The organism is uncultured Haliea sp., from assembly GCF_963973825.1.
In the GTDB taxonomy this organism is placed as follows: domain Bacteria; phylum Pseudomonadota; class Gammaproteobacteria; order Pseudomonadales; family Halieaceae; genus Haliea.
Map to the genome: position 1 here is coordinate 23,926 of NZ_CAXBAE010000016.1, position 18,486 is coordinate 42,411.

The window sequence follows — 18,486 nt, forward strand, 5'->3', positions numbered from 1 at the left end:
AGGTCAATTCGTCAATGCGTCGGCGGCGTTATCCCGGAACCGGACGGCAGCAGGCGGGCGTGGCGTCAGAGTGTGATCCGCCCTGCGTCGGTGTTATTCTGGGCGACCATTGGATACACTTCCGCGGCAGCGTGAATCGGGAAAAGGGTATGACGTTATGGCTCAGCTGACGCACCTGGATGCGGCGGGCACCGCGCGCATGGTTGATGTCGGGGACAAGCCCGAGACGCGGCGCGAAGCGGTTGCCAGCGCAAGGGTGACCATGCAGCCAGAAACCCTGCGCCTGTTGCGTCAGGGCGCGCACGCCAAGGGCGACGTGCTGACGGTGGCGAGGGTCGCCGGCATTCAGGGCGCGAAGAAGTGCGCGGATCTCATTCCCCTCTGTCATCCGCTGATGCTCAGTAGTATCGACCTCGACTTCACGCTGGATGAGGACGCCGGTTGTGTCCACGTGACCGCGCGCTGCGCGGTGGCGGGCAAGACCGGTGTCGAGATGGAGGCCCTGACCGCGGCATCGGTGGCGGCGCTGACCATCTACGATATGTGCAAGGCCGTGGACCGCGGTATGCAGATACAGGACCTCGGTTTGCAGGCGAAGCACGGTGGCCGTTCAGGCAGCTGGGAGCGCAACGCGGGCGAAGGCGCATGATGCTGACAGTGCGCTTTTTTGCCAGACTGCGTGAGCAGTTGGCCTGCGAGGTCCTCGAGATCCCCTGCGCACCGGGCCTCGGCACTGTAGCGGCGCTACGCAGCGCGCTCGCATCGCGGGGGCCAGTCTGGCAGCAGGCGCTGGAAGACCAGAATCTCCTGATGGCGGTAAATCACTCGCTGGCCGAACCGGCGACGCCGCTGGCAGCGGGGGATGAGGTTGCGTTTTTCCCTCCGGTGACCGGGGGGTGACGATGTCCGCAGACCGTTGCCGGGTGCAGGTGCAGCAAGCAGCGTTCAACCCCGGTCAACTGCAGGACCTGCTTCCCCCCTCGGGCGCGGTGGTGACCTTCACCGGCAACGTACGCGATCTGAGCGCGGCAGGGTCGGTGCATGCCCTGCAACTGGAGCATTATCCCGGGATGACCGAACGCAGCCTGCAGGCAATTGCCTCCGAGGCCACTGCGCGCTGGTCGTTGCGGGCGGCGCATATCCTGCATCGGGTAGGGCGCATTGAAGCGGGCGAGGCCATCGTCTGGGTGGGGGTGTGTGCCGATCATCGTGGCGAGGCATTCGCGGCCTGCGAGTTCATCATGGATGCCCTGAAAACCCGGGCACCCTTCTGGAAAAAAGAGCATGGCGCGCAGGATGCACGCTGGGTGGAGGCCCGGGACAGTGACATTTCGCGCGCAGAACGCTGGCAGTTAACCCGAACAGGGGATGCCGGCACGGGGCCATGCAGGTGAACCTGTAGCGTCCACAAACAGTATTAACACAACAACAGACAGGAGCAGGATATGGAATTGGACGGACGGGAGCTGCGCAACGCCCTGGGACGGTTTGCCACAGGCGTGTGCCTCATTACCGCGGTCAACGAGGAGGGGGAGGCACTCGCGCTGACGGCCAACTCGTTCAGCTCCGTATCGCTGGATCCGCCGCTGGTCCTGTGGAGCCTGCAGAACAACTCGGATGTGTTTTCCCTCTACTCCAGCGCCAAACACTATGCGATCAACGTACTGGCGGGCAACCAGCAGGAGCTGTCCTCGCGCTATGCCCGCAAGGGCGATCACCTGCTTGATCCGGAACATTTCACGCCCGGTGAGCAGGGTGGGGCGCCGTTGATCAACGGCGCCCTGGTGCAGTTCGAGTGCAGCCTCGAGGCCACGCACCCGGGTGGCGACCACCTGATTATTGTCGGCCGGGTGCAGGCGATGCATGCACTGGCCGAAGGTGAACCGCTGGTGTTCTACAGCGGTGCCTACCGGGCTCTGGCCTGAGACTGCGCCGGGCGGGATGACGGAATGAATTTCTGTACAAGTTGCGGCGCGGCGGTCGCCCTGAGAATTCCCGACGGGGATGATCGCGAGCGCTTCGTCTGCACCGTCTGTGAGGTGATTCACTACGTGAACCCGCGGGTCATCGTCGGCTGTGTGCCGGTTTACGAAGGCCGCATACTGCTCTGCAAGCGGGCCATCGAGCCGCGCTCGGGTTACTGGACCTTGCCGGCGGGCTTTATGGAGAATGGCGAAACCACCGTGCAGGGTGCGGCACGCGAAACCTGGGAGGAGGCGCGAGCCCGCGTTACCGGGCTGGAGCTTTACCGCGTGTTTGATGTGCCGCATATCAACCAGGTGTATATGTTCTACCGCTGCCAGGTGGTGAACGGTGAGTTCGGTGTTGGTCCGGAAAGCACCGAAACCGCCCTTTACCGACAGCAGGACATTCCCTGGGACGAGATTGCGTTTCCCGTTGTGCAGGAAACGCTGAGGGAATATTTTGCCGATTGCGAGTCGGGGCATTTCCCGGTGCGCGTGTCGGCGATCGAGCGCCGTCGGCCCTCGAGTCGGTAATTGCGGACTGGCACCGGAAACGATTCCTACCTACAAGGAGAACAACCCATGGCATTCCCCAAAATTGGCAACCTGGCTCCCGCATTTTCCCTGCCTGACCAGGACGGGAACACGGTCACCCTGAAGCAGTTCCGCGACAAGAAAAACGTGGTGCTGTATTTCTACCCGAAGGCGATGACGCCGGGTTGTACCGTGCAGGCCTGTGGCATCCGCGACAGCAAGAAGGCACTGGAAAAGGCCGATACCGTGGTGCTTGGCGTCAGCCCCGACCCGGTGGCGCGGCTGGGCAAGTTCATCGAAAAGCAGGAACTCAACTTCACCCTGCTGTCCGATGAGGACCACGCCGTTGCCGAAAAATACGGTGCCTGGGGTCTGAAGAAGTTCATGGGGCGTGAGTTTATGGGGATCCTGCGCACCAGTTTCATCATCGGCAAGGACGGGCGTCTCAAGCACGTGATGGACAAGGTGGCGACCAAGAGCCACCACGATGATGTGCTCGCCCTGATCAAAGAACTCGGCTTGTAGCGCATGGTCGCTTTCAGCCTTAACGGGCGCGAGGTCGAACTCGAGGTAGATCCCGAGACCCCATTGCTGTGGGTGCTGCGCGACCATTTGCAGCTCACGGGCACGCGATTCGGCTGCGGCATGGGCCTCTGTGGCGCCTGCACGGTGCATCTGGATGGCGCTGCCATTCGCAGCTGCTCGACGCCATTGTCGATGGTGGCCGGGCGCAGGGTGACCACGATTGAAGGGCTGGGGGGTAGCCACCCGCTGCAACACGCCTGGGTCGAGCACAACGTGCCGCAGTGCGGTTACTGCCAGTCAGGACAGATCATGTCAGCCGCCGCTCTGCTCGCGACCAACCCGCAGCCCGACGAGGAGAGTATCCGCCAGGCGATGTCCGGCAATCTATGTCGCTGTGGGACTTACCATAAGGTACAGCAGGCAATCCTCAGTGCAGCCGCAGTGGCGCACTGGCAGCCCGCTGCGGAGGATGCGTCATGAACCTGACCCGACGCCAGTTCATCCGCAATGTGTCCGTGGCCGGAGGTGCACTCACGCTGGGTTTCCAGCTGACGGGATGCTCGGGAAAGCCGCTGCAACTCGGTAGCGAGGCCGATTTTCAGCCGAATGCTTTCCTGCGTATCGAGCCGGATGGCACCGTGATTCTGCAGGTTCCCAAGGCCGAGATGGGGCAGGGGGTGATCACCGGTATGGTCACGCTTGTCGCCGAAGAGCTGGAAGTGCACCCCTCGCGCATTGACTACGCCATGGCACCGGTGCACAGCGCCTTCGGCGATCCCGAGATGCGCCTGCAGATTACGGGCGGCAGTGCCTCCATCCGCGTTTACCATGAAATCCTCCGGCAGGTCGGTGCCAGCGCCCGGGAAACCCTGGTCGCCGCAGCCATGCAGCAGAGCGGCCTCGACAGAGCCAGTCTCGAAGCCCGGGAAGGGCGCGTGCGCAGCGTCGACGGCAGTGTGGACCTCGGCTACGCGGAGCTGGTTCCCGTGGCACGTACACTGGCGGTGGTTGGCGATGTTGTCCTGAAACCCGCAGACCAGTGGCGCTGGATCGGCCGCTATGACCAGCGTGTGGACGCGGTCGCGAAGACGGACGGCAGCGCCCGCTTCGGTATGGATGCCAGTCCCGAGGGCTGCCTGACGGCGGTGCTGCTGCGCTGCCCCTGGTTTGATGGTGCGGTCGAATCCTTCGAGGCCACAGAGGCCCTCGCGCTTCCCGGGGTAGTTGCGGTGTTTGCCACCGAGTTCGGTGTTGCCGTGGTTGCAGAGGGTTACTGGCCGGCGCGCCAGGCGGCGGGCAAGGTTCAGGTGAACTTTACGCCACCCGGCGGCGGGCTGCGCGACAGTGCGACGATCAGCGCGGCACTGGAGGCGGCGCTGGACGGCGAGGACTTTGCCAGTGTGCGGGACGACCCCGCTACCGCGGCGGCGGAACAGGGCGAGCGGGTCAGCGCCCGCTATGCGGTGCCGTTTCTGGCCCATGCGGCCATGGAGCCGCTCAACGCGACCTGCCGCCTCACGGCCGACGGCTGCGAGGTGTGGGTGGGTTCCCAGGCACCGGATCTGGCACGAGACGTGGCCTCCCGCGTGCTCGGAGTGCCCCGCGGGGCGGTGGTCATTCACAACCAGTTTCTCGGCGGCGGTTTCGGCCGGCGCGCCGCCGCGGACAACGTGGCGGAGGTGGTCGCCATTGCGCGCGAGTTGAAGCGACCGGTGAAGCTGGTGTGGAGCCGGGAAGACGACATGCGCCATGACTGGTACCGGCCTGCCATGGCCGGTGCCATCGAAGCCCGCGTACACCCGGATGGCCGGATCAGCCACTGGCAACACCGGATTGCCGGTCCGAGTATCAACCAGCAGGTGTTGCCGGTGATGATGGGCGCCATGCTGCCCCAGTGGATTCCCGGTGGGCCGCGGCAATGGGTGGGTGACTTCGTTGGCAAGAAGGACTTTGCGTCGGTAGAGGGCTCCAAGGAGCTGCCCTACGCTTTCGATGGCGTCAGTGTCAGCTATTGCAATGTGCCAGTGCCGATACCGCTGGGGTACTGGCGTTCGGTGGGGCACAGTCACACCGCTTTCGTGGTCGAAAGCTTTGTCGACGAGCTGGCGCATGCCGCGGGTATGGACCCCCTGGCGTTCCGCCGGCAGCATCTCCCCGAGTCGTCACGTCAGCGGCGCGTGCTCGATGCGGTGGCCAGGGCCGCCAACTGGGGCAATGCGCCTGCAGGCCGATTCCAGGGCATCGCCGTGCACGATTCCTTCCACTCCTGCGTTGCTGAAGTGGTTGAAGTGTCGCGCATCGACGGCAAGGTACAACTGGAGCACGTCTACTGCGCGATTGACTGTGGCCAGGTGATCAACCCGGATATTGTCAGGGATCAGATGATTGGCGGCATCGTGTTTGCGTTGAGTGCAGCGCTGCACGGAGAGATCACGCTCAAGGATGGCGCGGTGGAGCAGAGTAACTATCACGACTATCCCCTGCTGCGGCAGACCGACACGCCACCCATGACGGTGGTGTTGGTCGACAGCAGTGCGCCGCCTACCGGGGTTGGTGAACCGGGTACGCCGCCCGCGGCGCCGGCGTTGGCCAACGCCCTGTTTGCGGCGACCGGAGAGCGACAGCGACGTCTGCCATTGCGCCTGGGCTGAAGCCCCGGGGTCGCCATTGGGCGGCGCTGCAGGGTGCGTGTTTCTGGCAGCGTCTCCCTGTGGTGACGCGGGTCACTGTCGCGCCGGTAAGCGCTTGACGGCGGGCGGCGCCCGGTACAGACTAACACGCATTAGTCTGTACCCGACCCACGTCGCAGGAGTGCCCCATGAACCGCTGTCCCCATATTGATCTCAATGACCCCGAGAGCTACCGGGGCGGGTTGCCTCGCGAAGCCTTCACCTACCTGCGACGTGAGGAACCCGTGTACTGGCACGCGCCCAGCCACGGCAGCCCGGGGTATTGGGCGGTCACGCGCCAGGCGGAAATCGACGAGGTGTCCAAAAACCCCCAGTTGTTCTCCTCCGCTGAACGCACCTGCATGCTGAAGAATCCCACGCCCGAAGAAGTGGAGATGATGCGTGCGCTGATGATCAATATGGATCCACCCAAGCACCTGAAGTATCGCCGTTTGGTGCGGTCTGCCTTCACCCCGCGCAAGGTGGACAGCTATGAACCCCGGTTTCGCGAGATCGCCCGCGAGATTCTCGATCGAGCCCTGCCGTCAGGACGCTGTGATTTCGTCGAAGACATCGCCATGGAGTTGCCCCTGATTGCGATCTGCGAGCTGATGGGGGTGCCGCTGGAGAAGCGCCAGCGCCTGTTCGAACTGACCAACATCATGCTCGGCATGGATGACCCTGACCTGACCACCTCGGAAGAGGACGGCATGAACGCCATGATTGAGATGTTCATGCTCGGCATGGAATTGGCGACCGCGCATCGGGAAAACGGCTCTGAGGGTATCGTGGCTACGCTGCTGGACGGCACAGTAGAGGACGAACCACTCACGGATGAAGAGTTCTGCAACTTCTTCATGCTGCTGATTGTGGCCGGCAATGAAACAACACGCACGGTCACCAGCCAGGGCATGCGCATGCTGCTGGAAAACCCTGACCAGTATCAGGCGCTCGTCGACAACCCCGGCCTGGTGCCCGACGCCATCGAGGAGTTTCTGCGCTACAACCCCGCCGTGATCGCGTTTCGGCGTACGGCGATGGAAGACACGATCCTCGGCGGTCAACAGATTCGCAAGGGCGATCTGGTACAGCTGTTCTACGGCGCGGCCAGTGCCGATGAAACGGTGTTCGATGACCCGGAGCGCTTTGATATCCTGCGCAACCAGCGCGAAGACGTACGCAATGGTCACCGCGCCTTCGGCGTCGGCCAGCATTTCTGCCTCGGCTCGCACCTGGCGCGGCTGGAACTCACCGTCATCTTTGAGGAAATTGTCCGGCGCATGCGCAACCCGCGCCTTGACGGTGACATCCAGTGGTTGCGCTCCAGCTTTATTCACGGCATCAAGCATATGCCCATTGTGTTTGATGTGGCCTGAACACACGCTCTTGAAGCGGTAGGCGGCCGCGAGGGCGCAACCGCGCTTCCCCTCGGTTCATGCTATTGTGCCCAAGCCTGAATTCTGGCCGCTGTGCGGGCGCTGACCTTGGTGTCGCGCCGCGCTGGCAGCACAATGGCCGGCTTGTCACTGAAGGAGAACCGCACCATGCCCATGCCTACCAATATCGGTGTTATCGACTTGATGCTGGCTGTACCCGGCGAGGATAACAGCAACTTCTACGAGTGGATAAAGCCGATGCTCATGGATAAACAAAGCCATGAGATGTTCAAGATGCCCGCGCAGTACATGTTCAAGGACATCCCCCAGATCGATGGCCAGGATGACTACGTTGCCTACACCGTAGCGCAAATGGACAAGCACAACATCGAGCGGGCGATGATAGGCGTCGGTCCCTACGCGGAGCAGCACAAAGAGGCGCTGCGCCGCTTTCCCGACCGCTTCTTTGCCTGTTACGAAGCAAACCCCAACAACGGCATGGATGAAGTACGCACCATCGTCGCGCTGAAGGAGGAGTTCGATATCAAGGCGGTGACCGCATCGCCGGCGATGATCTGCCCACCCGTGCCGGTGAACGACAAAAAGTGGTACCCCATTTACGCCAAGCTTGTGGAGCTGGATATTCCGTTCTGTCCCTGCATGGGCATTCCCGGGCCGCGGTTACCCTTCGGGCCGCAGAAGGTCGAGTTGCTGGATGAAGTGCTGTGGTTCTTCCCCGAGTTGAATGTGGTAACCCGGCACGGTTGTGAGCCCTGGACCGATGTGGCCTGGAAGATGATGCTCAAGTATCCGAACCTCCACTACATGACCAGCGCCTTCGCGCCCAAGCACTACCCGAAGGATATCGTGCATTTTGCCAACACCCGCGGTGCGGATCAGGTGATGTATGCAGGCTACTTCCCCATGGGGCTGTCGCTGGACCGGATCTTCCGGGAGATGCCGGACGTGCCGTTCCGGGACGAAGTGTGGCCCAAGTTTTTGCGCGAGAATGCGCTGCGGGTATTCAAACTCGATCAATAACAGGAGTCGTCCATGGACTACGCAGATATCGAACAGGCGGTGCGGGCACCGGGCCTGCGCCTGGTGCTCACCGCCGGTGTGCCGGGGCCGTGGGGTGAGGCTGCGAAATCCCTGTTTGACTACAAGGGGCTGAAGTACCTGCCTGTGCGGCAGGAGGCTGGAGGTGAAAACCCGGCTCTGGTGGCCTGGACCGGACAGAGTTCAGCGCCGGTTGCGGTGTACGACGATCTGCCGCCGGTCTGCCACTGGCTGGATCTGTTGCATCTGGCGGAGCGACTCGCGCCGACACCGGCACTGCTCCCTGATGACCCGGCGCAGCGCGCCGAGGTGCTCGGCCTGTCGGCTCTGATTGCGGGTGTGGACGGCTTTGGCTGGCAGCGCCGCTTGCAGCTGTTTGTGCCCGGCATGTCCATGGACGAGCCGCCGGCGGCGATTCAGCGTATGGCGGCCAAGTATGGCTGGAGTCAGGAGGCCGCCGCGCAGGCCGGTCAGCGCATGGCGGGTATTGCGGGCCTCCTGGACCAGCGTTTGGCGGCACAGGATGCCGCGGGCAAGCACTGGCTGGTTGGCGACTCGGTGACCGCGGCAGATTTTTACTGGGCCAACTTTCTCGGCATGGTGCAGCCGCTGCCGGCGGAGGTGAACCCGATGCCGGATTATCTGCGCGACATGTACGCATCGGGTGTGGAAGAGACTGCGCGCTGGCTGACCCCGCGCCTGCTGGCGCATCGCGAGCGCATGTACCAGGACTATATACGTCTGCCGCTGGACTTCTAGTCAGCAGCGGCAGGGCGGCGCTCAGTGGCGCATCAAAACTCGATAACAAACAGGGAGAAATGCCATGCTTTCACAACAGGAACTGTCAGACCGTCTGGAACTGCAGGATCTTGTCTTTCACTATTCGCACCTGATCGACAGCAAGGCGTTTGATGAGCTGCGCAATGTATTCACCGAGGATGCACACGTGGATTACTCCGCTTTCGGCGGGTCCGTCGGCAATCTGGAGGAGACCATCGCCTACCTCAAGGATGCCGTTTCCGATGGTGTATTCCCCAACAGCCAGCATCTGAATGCCAACCTGCAGTTTGTCGTCGATGGCGACACGGCGACAGGGCGTGTGATGTGCTTCAACCCCATGGAAATGGCGCTGCCGGAGGGCGGTCGTCACGTGTTCCTTCTGGGTCTCTGGTACGTTGACGACTACGTGCGCACCGCACAGGGCTGGCGTATTCGTCGACGCGCCGAGGAAAAGAGCTGGGTGTTCAACGCCCCTGACTTCATGCAGCTGTAAGGCGGCACACATGATTGATCTGTATACCGCGCCGACACCGAATGGCTACAAGGTGTCGATTGCGCTGGAAGAGATGCAGCTGCCTTACACTGTACACACGGTTGACCTGCGCGCTGGCGAGCAAAAAGAGCCCGCGTTCCTGCGTATCTGCCCCAACGGCCGTATTCCGGCGATTGTGGATCGTGATGAAGGCGACTTCGCGGTGTTCGAGTCCGGCGCGATTCTGCTTTACCTGGCAGAGAAGTGCGGCAGGTTTCTGCCCGCAGACCGCAAGGGTCGTTCGCTGGTCATTCAGTGGCTGATGTTCCAGATGGGGGGTGTGGGGCCCATGATGGGGCAGGCGAATGTGTTCTACCGCTATTTCCCCGAGAAGATACAGCCCGCCATCGATCGCTACCAGGCAGAGGGTCGGCGTCTGTTCGAAGTCATGGATGCGCGTCTGGCAGACCATGAGTTTCTCGCCGGTGACTACAGTATTGCCGACATGGCCAACTGGGCCTGGGTGCGAACCCATCGCTGGTCGGGCATCTCCATTGAAGGGCTGGACAACCTGTCACGGTGGCTGGGAGTGATTGGCGAGCGCCCTCTGGCGCGAGCCGGCACAAAGGTGCCGATCGATATCGCCGAACTCATGGACGCGAAGAAAAGCGAGGATGCTGAAGCGTTTTCACGCAATGCGCGCGCCATGGTTACCGGAGCGGGCGACGCAAACACCTGATGTGCCAGCGCCGCTACCGGTGCGGCCACTGCGCCAGATGCGCGGCGCGGATATCGGGCTTCAACAGTTTGCCTGTGGCATTGCGCACCAGCGGTTGCCGGGTCAGTTGCCACTGTGTGGGTATCTTGTAGCCCGCCATGTGCTCTCGCAGGTAGCTCACCAGGTCTTCGATCTGCAGGTCGGCTGCGCCGTTCACGGTGGCGGCGAGTTCCTCACCGAGGTCGGGGTGAGGTAGCCCGTAAACAGAGGCTTCGATAACCTGGGGGTGGGCCGTGAGTACGCCCTCAACCTCAACCGGGTAGATGTTCTCGCCGTTGCGAATCACCATATCCTTGATTCTGTCGACCACGTGCACGAAGCCATACTCATCCACATAGCCGATGTCGCCAGTACGCACCCAGCCATCGACGAACGTGTCCGCAGTCGCTTGCGGAAGATTCCAGTATTCCCGCGCATTGGTGGGGCTGCGCACCATGAGTTCACCGCGCTCGCCCGCCGGAAGCACCGTGCCCTGCGCATCCACGCTCTGGATGTCCACGATAGGAGAGATGGTGCCCGCCGCTGTGGGCTGCAGCCGGTAGGCCTCGCCGGTGCAGCTGCTGCCGGTGGCATTGGTTTCCGTCATGCCGTAACCGGTGCCCGGATAGGCATCCGGTACCTTCCGGTAGATCAGGTCTTTCAGGTGCGGCGGGCAGGCGGCGCCGCCTGCGCCCAGAGAGAACAGGCTGCGCGTGTCGGTGCGCTCGAAAGCGGGTGATTCGAGCATGGCAATGGTCATCGCGGGCACGCCGGTGAATACGGTAATGCGCTCGCGCTCGATGACCTTCAGGGCCTCTTCCGGGTCCCATTTGTAGAGGATGCTGGTTTTGCGCCCACCGCGCAGGTTGAGCAGGAAGATCGCGTAGCAGCCGGACACGTGGAACAGTGGCACCGCCAGCAGCGTGCAGGGCTCAAAGCCCGAGCCCATCATCTTACCGATGACCTCGGGATTGGTCATGGCAGATACGTAGGACATCAGCTCGAAATTCATCAGTGCCTGACAGATCGCGGCGTGGGTTGAGGCGGCACCCTTCGGTTTGCCGGTCGTGCCCGAGGTATACATGATCATCGCCAGGTCGTCGCCGTTCAGTGCGATGTCTGGCCGCTGGGCGCTTCCCGATTGTGTGGCCTCCCAGGATGTCGCCGGCGCTATGTCGGCACCGCCGCTGCGCGCGACAACTGCCTGGCAATCCAGAGCCTGGAGCTGGTCCTGCACCAGCCCATAGCGCTCCACGTCACACACCACGAGACGTGCCCCGGCATCCTTCAGCGCATAGCCCAGCTCTTCAGCGCGCCCCCAGCTGTTCAGGGGGACTACGATGGCCCCGGTGGCGAGGATGCCGACGAAGGCGAACATCCACTCCGGGTAGTTGCGCATTGCGATGGCGACCCGGTCACCCTTGCGAATGCCTGCCTCGTGCACGAGGTAGTGGGAAAACCGATCGGCAGCCGAGAAAAAATCCGAGAATGTGTAGCGCTCGTCCTCGTAGGTGACCGCGGTTTTCTCGCCGTGCGCGCGGCCTGCGTCCAGTGCGTCGCGCAGGTTGACAGGCGCATTGATATAGCAGCGCAGCATGACGCCATTCACGTTCCTCTCGGACATTTCGAAGGGGGCGCCAGGGGCGGTCAGTTGTTCGGTGGCAGCACGCAGATTGGCGCTCAGGGCGGCGACTTCATTCATGGCGGTCGATACTCTCCGGTCGTCGTCTGTTCGGATTCAGGATTGGACGCTTCGCATCATACACAAGGGCTGTGTGCAGGGGCAGTCTCGGTGCCGACCCCGTGGTGAATTGAACGGCGACAGTCCATTCCGTTACACTGCAGGGCTTTGCCCGGGACGAGCGGCGTTGGTTATCGCGGGCGGGACTTATCAGGGGGGCGGGCAGTGGCGACGATTATCACCTGCAATACGAACGGCATTCGCGCGGCCGCGCGCAAGGGTTTTTTTGACTGGCTGGCGCAGCAGGACGCGGACGTGGTGTGTATTCAGGAAACCAAGGCCCAGGAAGAACAGTTGCAGGATCCTGTGTTCAGCCCGCCCGGCTACCACTGTTTTTACAACGACGCACAGCGCAAGGGTTACAGCGGGACGGCGCTGTATACGCGGGTCAAACCGCGCGCCGTGGTGACACAACTCGGCTGGTCCTCTGCGGATACTGAGGGGCGCTACCTGCAGGCAGACTTCGATGCCGTGAGCGTGATCTCGCTGTACATGCCCTCGGGATCCAGCAGCGAGGCGGCGTTGGCGAAAAAGCTGGACTTCATGGAGCGATTCTACGAACACCTGCGCGCCCTGCGTCGCAAGCGCCGCGAGTTTATTATCTGTGCCGACTGGAACATCTGTCATCAGCCCATCGACCTGAAGAACTGGAAAGCGAACCAGAAAAACTCCGGGTTTCTGCCCGAGGAGCGCGCCTGGCTGGATCGCGTGTATGACGAGCTGGGGTATTGTGATGCCTTCCGACTGGTGAACCAGGAGCCTGAACAATATACCTGGTGGTCCAACCGCGGGCAGGCCTGGGCGAACAACGTGGGGTGGCGGCTCGATTACCATGTCATCACGCCGGGGTTACAGCCGCGTGTGCGCGCAGCAGAGATCTATACCGCCCAGCGATTCTCTGACCATGCGCCGCAGACCATGGTCTATGACCTCGAGCTGGAATCCTGAGGAACGTCCTGCCGCGCAGTGGGCGTGGCTCGATCTACGCGGCTCGACCTACGCGGCCCGACCTACGCGTGCCGACCTACCCAGATTGCAGGGTCGCGGGTTTCGCTGTACATTTGGCGCCTGTTCCTTCCCACCCGTTATTGCTCGCGCCGGCTGGCGCAGGCTGCAAGGAGTTGTCATGAGTTTGTTCATTGCCAGTGCTCACGCCCAGGCCCAGGGTGGCGCCCAGGGTGGCGGCGAGATTTTCCAGATCGTGTTTCTGGTGGGTCTTTTCGCACTGTTCTACTTCATCGCCATCCGCCCGCAGCGCAAGCGCCAGAAAGAGCATGCGCAGATGGTGGCGGCGCTGGGCAAGGGCGACGAAGTGGTCACCAGTTCCGGCATCCTCGGCCGGATAACCGGCCTGGACGATAACTACGTGGTGCTGAACGTGGCCAACAATGTGGACATGAAGTTTCAGCGCATACACGTCCACGCGGTGTTGCCCAAGGGAACACTCAAGTCCATCGGCTGATGAGCCGGCTGGCGCTGCCACAGCGGGTCGCGCTGGCCCAGCGCCCCACGCCCCTGCAGTATCTGCCCCGTGCCAGTGAGCGCTGGGGTTGCGGACACAGGCTGTGGGTGAAGCGCGACGACCTGACGGGTTGCCTGCTCAGCGGCAACAAGGTCCGCAAACTGGAATTCATTGTCGCCCATGCGCTCGCCGAGGGCTACGACACGCTTATCACCTGCGGCGGCCTGCAGAGCAACCACTGCCGGGCAACCGCGTTCGCCGCAGCACAGGCTGGTCTGGGTGCACACCTGGTATTGCGCGGCGACGTCCCCACGGCACCCCAGGGCAATTATCTGCTGGGTCAACTGGCCGGCGCGGTTATCAGCTGCTATCCCAAGAGCCGCTACGTGGCCGAGTTGCCGGGCCTGCTGGATGGCTGGCGCGCGCACTACGCGCAGCAAGGCAGGAAGGCGCTGGTGATTCCCACCGGGGGCAGCGACGGGCTCGGTATCTGGGGCTACGTGGCCGCGTGTGAAGAACTGCATGATGACCTGCGCAGCGCCGGCATTGAGGCGGCGCAGCTGGTTACGGCGACTGGATCCGGGGGCACCCAGGCGGGCCTCACACTGGGAGCCGCATTGTACGGCGTGCCCCTCACGGTGTGGGGCGTCAATGTCTGCGATGACGAGGCCTACTTTCTCGGCAAGGTTGCCGCGGATGTCGCGGACTGGCGCAGCCGCTTCCCCGGGCAGCCCGAGGTTGCCGTGACAGCGCGCGTGATCGATGGCTATGTCGGCGACGGTTATGGCGTGGCGAGCAGCGCCGTGCTGCAGCTCATCGCCGAGCTGGCCGCACTGGAGGGCCTGCTGCTGGACCCCGTGTATACGGGCAAGGCCTTCCACGGCCTGGTGCAGGAGTTGCAGGCGGGGCGTTTTGAGGGCACGCGCGACGTGGTCTTTCTGCACTCCGGGGGCGTGTTTGGCGTGTTCCCGCAGGCGGATCAATTCCAATTTTTACACGCCGTGTCGGGCGGTTGACCCAGGACCACATTCATCATGCAGGCATTCAGCGATTTTGTTATCACCCTCAACGGCTGGGCATGGGGTCCGGTCATGCTGGTGCTCCTGCTGGGGACCGGGCTGTACCTCAGCATTGGCTTGCGGTTTCTCACGCTACGCAATATCCCGCGTGCCTTTCGCCTGTTATTCGGCGGCCGTGAGGGGCAGGGGCAGGGAGATATCTCTCCGTTCAGTGCCCTTATGACCTCGCTGTCGGCAACCATTGGCACCGGGAATATCGCCGGGGTAGCCACGGCACTTGCGCTGGGCGGGCCCGGTGCCCTGTTCTGGATGTGGATCACTGCGCTGGTGGGTATGGCCACCAAATACGCCGAGGCGGTCTGTGCCGTGCGCTTTCGGGAGCAGGATGCCGCAGGGAATTACAGTGGCGGCCCCATGTACTACATCCGCAACGGTCTGCACAAACGCTGGCACTGGCTGGCCTGGGCCTTCGCCGTTTTTGGCACGCTGGCTGGCTTTGGCATCGCCAATACGGTGCAGTCCAATTCGGTCGCGCAGGTGCTTGAGGACTTCATGGCGGTACCGCCGCTGGCAACGGGTTTGGTGCTGATGGGGCTGGTGGCGGCCGTCATTCTCGGGGGTGTCAAGCGCATCGCACGGGTGGCCAGCTGGCTGGTGCCGATGATGGCGCTGGGCTACGTGATCATGGGCGCCCTGGTACTGGTAACCCACATCACGGCGATTCCGGCGGCGCTGCTGACCATCGTGGATGCGGCGTTCAGCGGCGCCGCGGCTGCCGGTGGTTTTGCCGGCGCAACGGTGTGGGCGGCGATCCGTTTTGGCGTGGCGCGGGGCATTTTTTCCAACGAGGCAGGCTTGGGCAGTGCGCCTATCGCCCACGCCGCCGCGCAAACCAGCCAGCCGGTACAGCAGGGCATGATCGCCATGCTGGGAACATTCATCGATACCCTGATCGTCTGCACCATGACGGGACTGGTCATTGTGATTATGGACGTGCTGCCCACCGGGGTGAGCGGTGCCAGCCTGACCTCCATGGCCTTCGCGCAGGGTATGCCGGGGGGCCAGTACGTGGTCACGATCGGGCTGTGTTTGTTTGCCTTCACGACGATGATCGGCTGGTCGTTCTACGGCGAGCGTTGCGCTGTGTTCCTGTTTGGCATTCGAGCGAGTCTGCCGTTCCGACTGCTCTGGGTGCTGGCCATCCCGGTGGGCACCCTCATTGACCTGGAACTGGTCTGGCTGATTGCCGATACCCTCAATGCCTTCATGGCCATTCCGAACCTGATCGCGCTGCTGCTGTTGGCACCGCTGGTGTTCCGCATCAGCCGGGCCTATTTCGACGGCCAGCCCGCTCCCGAGGCCTGATGATGACCCCGACGCCGTGGCGGCGGGCGCCTGCTGGTCGCCCTGCAGGCTTGGGAGTACACTCCGTGTATGGCTGAAGACACGTCCAACAAGCTGGTTATCGCGATCTCCTCACGGGCATTGTTCGATCTCGGTGCCAGTCACCAGGTGTTCGAACAGGAGGGTCTGAAGGCCTATTCGGAATACCAGATTGCCCATGAAGAGGAGCCCCTGGAGCCTGGCGAGGCATTTCCGCTGGTGCAGAAGATGCTGCGTCTGAATTCCCTGCTCGGTGACAGCGCCGGCGTCGAGGTGGTTCTGCTCTCGCGCAACAGCGCTGATACCGGCCTGCGCGTGTTCAACTCGATCCAGCACTATGAACTGCCGATCACCCGGGCCGCATTCTGCGGTGGCGAAAGCCCCTGGCGCTACATCAACGCCTTCGGTTGCCAGCTGTTTCTATCCAACGAAGCGGAGGATGTCCGCTACGCACTGGCCTGCGGCGTGGCAGCGGCCACGTTGGTCTCGAACAAGAGTGGCAACTCCGGTTCCGACCAGTTGCGTTTCGCCTTCGACGGCGATGCGGTGGTGTTCTCCGATGAAGCTGAGCAGGTGTATAAGTCACAGGGTCTGGAGGCTTTTACGGCCAGCGAGCGGGCAGCCGCGCGCACGCCGCTGAGCGGCGGTCCATTCCAGCCCTTCCTCGCGGCCCTGCACAGGCTGCAGCAGGCGTTTCCCGCCAGCGAGGCACCCATACGTACGGCACTGGTGACCGCCCGTTCGGCACCCGCACACGAACGCGTGATTCGTACCCTGCGCGCCTGGAATATCCGCATTGATGAGTCGATTTTCCTGGGCGGCCTGAATAAAACCGAATTTCTGCGGGCCTACCAGGCGGATGTGTTCTTTGATGACCAGGAGACACACTGCCAGCTGGCCAGCCCGCATATCGCCACCGGACACGTGCCCCACGGGGTCGCGAACCGCTAGCCAACGGCGTTTTCTTATTCCATTGATCTTGGCAACAGCCGGCTTTAACTACTATTCTGTATAAGCCTCCGGTAACCGCTGCCCCGCGGTGTATGGGCGAGGCGAGGGATTCGGGAATGAAACTGCAGCAACTGCGCTACATCTGGGAAGTCGCCCACCACGACCTGAATGTGTCGGCGACTGCCCAGAGCCTGTACACGTCGCAACCGGGTATCAGCAAGCAGATTCGCCTGCTGGAAGACGAACTGGGCGTCGAGATCTTTGCCCGCAGCGGCAAGCACCTTACCCACGTCACCCCGGCGGGGGAGGCCATCCTGCAGACGGCGGGAGAGGTGTTGCGCAAGGTGGAGAGCATCAAGCAGGTTGCACAGGAGTATTCCAACGAGCGCAAGGGCAGCCTCTCCATCGCAACCACCCACACCCAGGCACGCTATGCGCTGCCCGCCACCATCCGCTCGTTCATCGAGCGTTACCCCGATGTGTCTCTACACATGCACCAGGGCACCCCCATGCAGATCTCCGAAATGGCGGCAGATGGCACGGTGGATTTTGCCATTGCCACGGAAGCGCTGGAGCTGTTCAGCGACCTCATCATGCTGCCCTGTTACCGCTGGAACCGCTGCGTGCTGGTGCCGCGCGATCACCCCCTGACCCAGCTGTCCGAATTGACGTTGGAGGACGTGGCCGCACACCCCATCGTGACCTACGTATTCGGGTTTACCGGGCGCTCCAAGCTGGATGAAGCCTTCATGGCCCGTGGCCTGGTGCCCAAGGTCGTGTTTACGGCGGCGGATGCCGATGTCATCAAGACCTATGTGCGTCTTGGCCTGGGGATAGGCATCGTGGCCGCCATGGCCTACGATGAGCGCGCCGATGCCGACCTCGTTGCCCTGGACGCCACCCGGCTGTTTGCCAGCAGTGTGACCCGCATCGGCTGTCGGCGCGGTACATTCCTGCGTGGCTACATGTACGACTTCATCGAAGACTTCGCTCCGCACCTTACGCGTGATATCGTCAAGGAAGCTTTTGCGCATCACAGCAAGGCAGAGCTGGAAGCGCTGTTTGCCGATATAGAACTGCCGGTGTACTGACTTTTTGTGCCCGCTGCGCTTGTGGCCGGTGCAGCGCTTGGGTAGATTGGGCGGCTTTCTCGAAGCCTCTCGGAGTGTGTAACGTGGAACTGGCCTGCCTTGACCTTGAGGGGGTGCTCATCCCCGAAATCTGGATCGCGTTTGCCGAAAAGACCGGCATTGAGGCGTTGCGCGCCACGACCCGGGATATTCCCGACTATGATGTGCTGATGAAGCAGCGCCTGCGCCTGCTCGACGAACACGGGCTGAAGATTGACGACATCCAGGCCGTGATTGCCACGCTGGAGCCGCTCCCCGGCGCTGCCGAGTTCCTCAACTGGCTGCGCGAGCGGTTTCAGGTGATCATCCTGTCGGATACTTTCTACGAGTTCTCCGCGCCACTGATGCGCCAGCTGGGCTGGCCAACCTTGCTCTGCCACCGTCTGCAGGTCGACGACACGGGCCGGGTAGTGGACTACAAACTGCGCCAGAAGGATCCGAAGCGCGCCTCGGTGCAGGCCTTGCACAGTCTGCATTATCGGATCATTGCCGCCGGTGATTCCTACAACGATACATCGATGCTCGCAGAGGCGGACGTGGGCCTGCTGTTCCACGCACCGCAGAATGTCATCGATGAGTTCCCGCAGTTCAGGGCGCTGCACGATTTTCCGTCATTGAAGCAGGCCTTTGTCGAGGCCAGTGACCGCCCCCTGACCCTATAGGC

General features: G+C 62.6%; 21 protein-coding genes. 20 read left to right on the forward strand and 1 reads right to left on the reverse strand.

The window, feature by feature from the left end; translation table 11 throughout:
- Positions 1-157: 157 nt before the first annotated feature.
- From moaC to AACZ17_RS15685, 13 genes are all read left to right on the forward strand, one after another.
- Entirely contained in the window at positions 158-649 is a 492-nt protein-coding gene (moaC, locus tag AACZ17_RS15625) for a cyclic pyranopterin monophosphate synthase MoaC (RefSeq protein ID WP_290746807.1), read from the forward strand.
- Positions 649-900: a molybdopterin converting factor subunit 1 gene (gene moaD / locus AACZ17_RS15630; RefSeq protein ID WP_339638836.1), complete on the forward strand. Its 252-nt coding sequence runs from the start codon at positions 649-651 to the stop codon at positions 898-900. Before moaC ends, moaD begins: the two co-directional genes overlap by 1 nt.
- A gap of 2 nt (positions 901-902) precedes the next feature.
- The gene (locus AACZ17_RS15635; RefSeq protein ID WP_290746813.1) at positions 903-1,394 is read left to right on the forward strand and encodes a molybdenum cofactor biosynthesis protein MoaE; all 492 of its coding nucleotides are present in this window, start codon (positions 903-905) and stop codon (positions 1,392-1,394) included.
- A gap of 51 nt (positions 1,395-1,445) precedes the next feature.
- Positions 1,446-1,925 carry a flavin reductase family protein gene (locus AACZ17_RS15640; RefSeq protein ID WP_290746816.1) on the forward strand — a complete coding sequence of 160 codons (480 nt, stop codon included), beginning with the start codon at positions 1,446-1,448 and terminating at the stop codon, positions 1,923-1,925.
- Positions 1,926-1,949: 24 nt separating this feature from the next.
- A complete protein-coding gene (locus tag AACZ17_RS15645) occupies positions 1,950-2,498 on the forward strand; it encodes an NUDIX hydrolase (RefSeq protein ID WP_290746819.1) in 549 nt (182 codons plus the stop codon).
- A gap of 48 nt (positions 2,499-2,546) precedes the next feature.
- A complete protein-coding gene (gene bcp / locus AACZ17_RS15650) occupies positions 2,547-3,023 on the forward strand; it encodes a thioredoxin-dependent thiol peroxidase (RefSeq protein WP_290746822.1) in 477 nt (158 codons plus the stop codon).
- 3 nt (positions 3,024-3,026) lie between these two features.
- A complete protein-coding gene (locus AACZ17_RS15655; protein ID WP_290746825.1) occupies positions 3,027-3,503 on the forward strand; it encodes a (2Fe-2S)-binding protein in 477 nt (158 codons plus the stop codon).
- Positions 3,500-5,674, forward strand: a complete 2,175-nt coding sequence (locus AACZ17_RS15660) for a molybdopterin cofactor-binding domain-containing protein (RefSeq protein WP_290746828.1) — start codon at positions 3,500-3,502, stop codon at positions 5,672-5,674. Before AACZ17_RS15655 ends, AACZ17_RS15660 begins: the two co-directional genes overlap by 4 nt.
- 167 nt (positions 5,675-5,841) lie before the next feature.
- Complete coding sequence (locus AACZ17_RS15665; protein ID WP_290746830.1) at positions 5,842-7,068, forward strand: cytochrome P450; 1,227 nt, start codon at positions 5,842-5,844, stop codon at positions 7,066-7,068.
- Between the two features lie 168 nt (positions 7,069-7,236).
- The gene (locus AACZ17_RS15670; protein WP_290746833.1) at positions 7,237-8,109 is read left to right on the forward strand and encodes an amidohydrolase family protein; all 873 of its coding nucleotides are present in this window, start codon (positions 7,237-7,239) and stop codon (positions 8,107-8,109) included.
- 12 nt (positions 8,110-8,121) lie between these two features.
- Positions 8,122-8,886, forward strand: coding sequence for a glutathione binding-like protein (locus AACZ17_RS15675; RefSeq protein WP_290746836.1), 765 nt, complete (start codon positions 8,122-8,124; stop codon positions 8,884-8,886).
- A gap of 64 nt (positions 8,887-8,950) precedes the next feature.
- Positions 8,951-9,400: a nuclear transport factor 2 family protein gene (locus tag AACZ17_RS15680; protein WP_290746839.1), complete on the forward strand. Its 450-nt coding sequence runs from the start codon at positions 8,951-8,953 to the stop codon at positions 9,398-9,400.
- A gap of 10 nt (positions 9,401-9,410) precedes the next feature.
- Positions 9,411-10,118, forward strand: a complete 708-nt coding sequence (locus tag AACZ17_RS15685) for a glutathione S-transferase N-terminal domain-containing protein (RefSeq protein WP_290746842.1) — start codon at positions 9,411-9,413, stop codon at positions 10,116-10,118.
- Between the two features lie 13 nt (positions 10,119-10,131).
- Here AACZ17_RS15685 and AACZ17_RS15690 read toward each other — a convergent pair whose 3' ends face one another.
- Positions 10,132-11,838 (reverse strand): class I adenylate-forming enzyme family protein, encoded by a 1,707-nt coding sequence (locus AACZ17_RS15690; protein WP_290746845.1) that lies wholly within the window; start codon positions 11,836-11,838, stop codon positions 10,132-10,134.
- 204 nt (positions 11,839-12,042) lie between these two features.
- Here AACZ17_RS15690 and AACZ17_RS15695 point away from each other — a divergent pair, with 204 nt between their 5' ends.
- The 7 genes from AACZ17_RS15695 (at position 12,043) to thrH (ending at position 18,484) form a co-directional block, all read left to right on the forward strand.
- Positions 12,043-12,825 carry an exodeoxyribonuclease III gene (locus tag AACZ17_RS15695; protein WP_290746848.1) on the forward strand — a complete coding sequence of 261 codons (783 nt, stop codon included), beginning with the start codon at positions 12,043-12,045 and terminating at the stop codon, positions 12,823-12,825.
- A 178-nt stretch (positions 12,826-13,003) separates the two neighbouring features.
- Complete coding sequence (gene yajC / locus AACZ17_RS15700; RefSeq protein WP_290746850.1) at positions 13,004-13,339, forward strand: preprotein translocase subunit YajC; 336 nt, start codon at positions 13,004-13,006, stop codon at positions 13,337-13,339.
- Positions 13,339-14,355: a pyridoxal-phosphate dependent enzyme gene (locus AACZ17_RS15705; RefSeq protein ID WP_290746852.1), complete on the forward strand. Its 1,017-nt coding sequence runs from the start codon at positions 13,339-13,341 to the stop codon at positions 14,353-14,355. Before yajC ends, AACZ17_RS15705 begins: the two co-directional genes overlap by 1 nt.
- Positions 14,356-14,373: 18 nt before the next feature.
- Positions 14,374-15,723 carry a sodium:alanine symporter family protein gene (locus tag AACZ17_RS15710; RefSeq protein ID WP_290746855.1) on the forward strand — a complete coding sequence of 450 codons (1,350 nt, stop codon included), beginning with the start codon at positions 14,374-14,376 and terminating at the stop codon, positions 15,721-15,723.
- Positions 15,724-15,792: 69 nt separating this feature from the next.
- The gene (locus AACZ17_RS15715; protein WP_290746857.1) at positions 15,793-16,692 is read left to right on the forward strand and encodes a 5'-nucleotidase; all 900 of its coding nucleotides are present in this window, start codon (positions 15,793-15,795) and stop codon (positions 16,690-16,692) included.
- A gap of 116 nt (positions 16,693-16,808) precedes the next feature.
- Positions 16,809-17,783, forward strand: coding sequence for an HTH-type transcriptional regulator CysB (gene cysB, locus AACZ17_RS15720; protein WP_290746860.1), 975 nt, complete (start codon positions 16,809-16,811; stop codon positions 17,781-17,783).
- A gap of 83 nt (positions 17,784-17,866) precedes the next feature.
- Positions 17,867-18,484 carry a bifunctional phosphoserine phosphatase/homoserine phosphotransferase ThrH gene (gene thrH, locus AACZ17_RS15725; RefSeq protein ID WP_290746862.1) on the forward strand — a complete coding sequence of 206 codons (618 nt, stop codon included), beginning with the start codon at positions 17,867-17,869 and terminating at the stop codon, positions 18,482-18,484.
- Positions 18,485-18,486 lie beyond the last annotated feature (2 nt).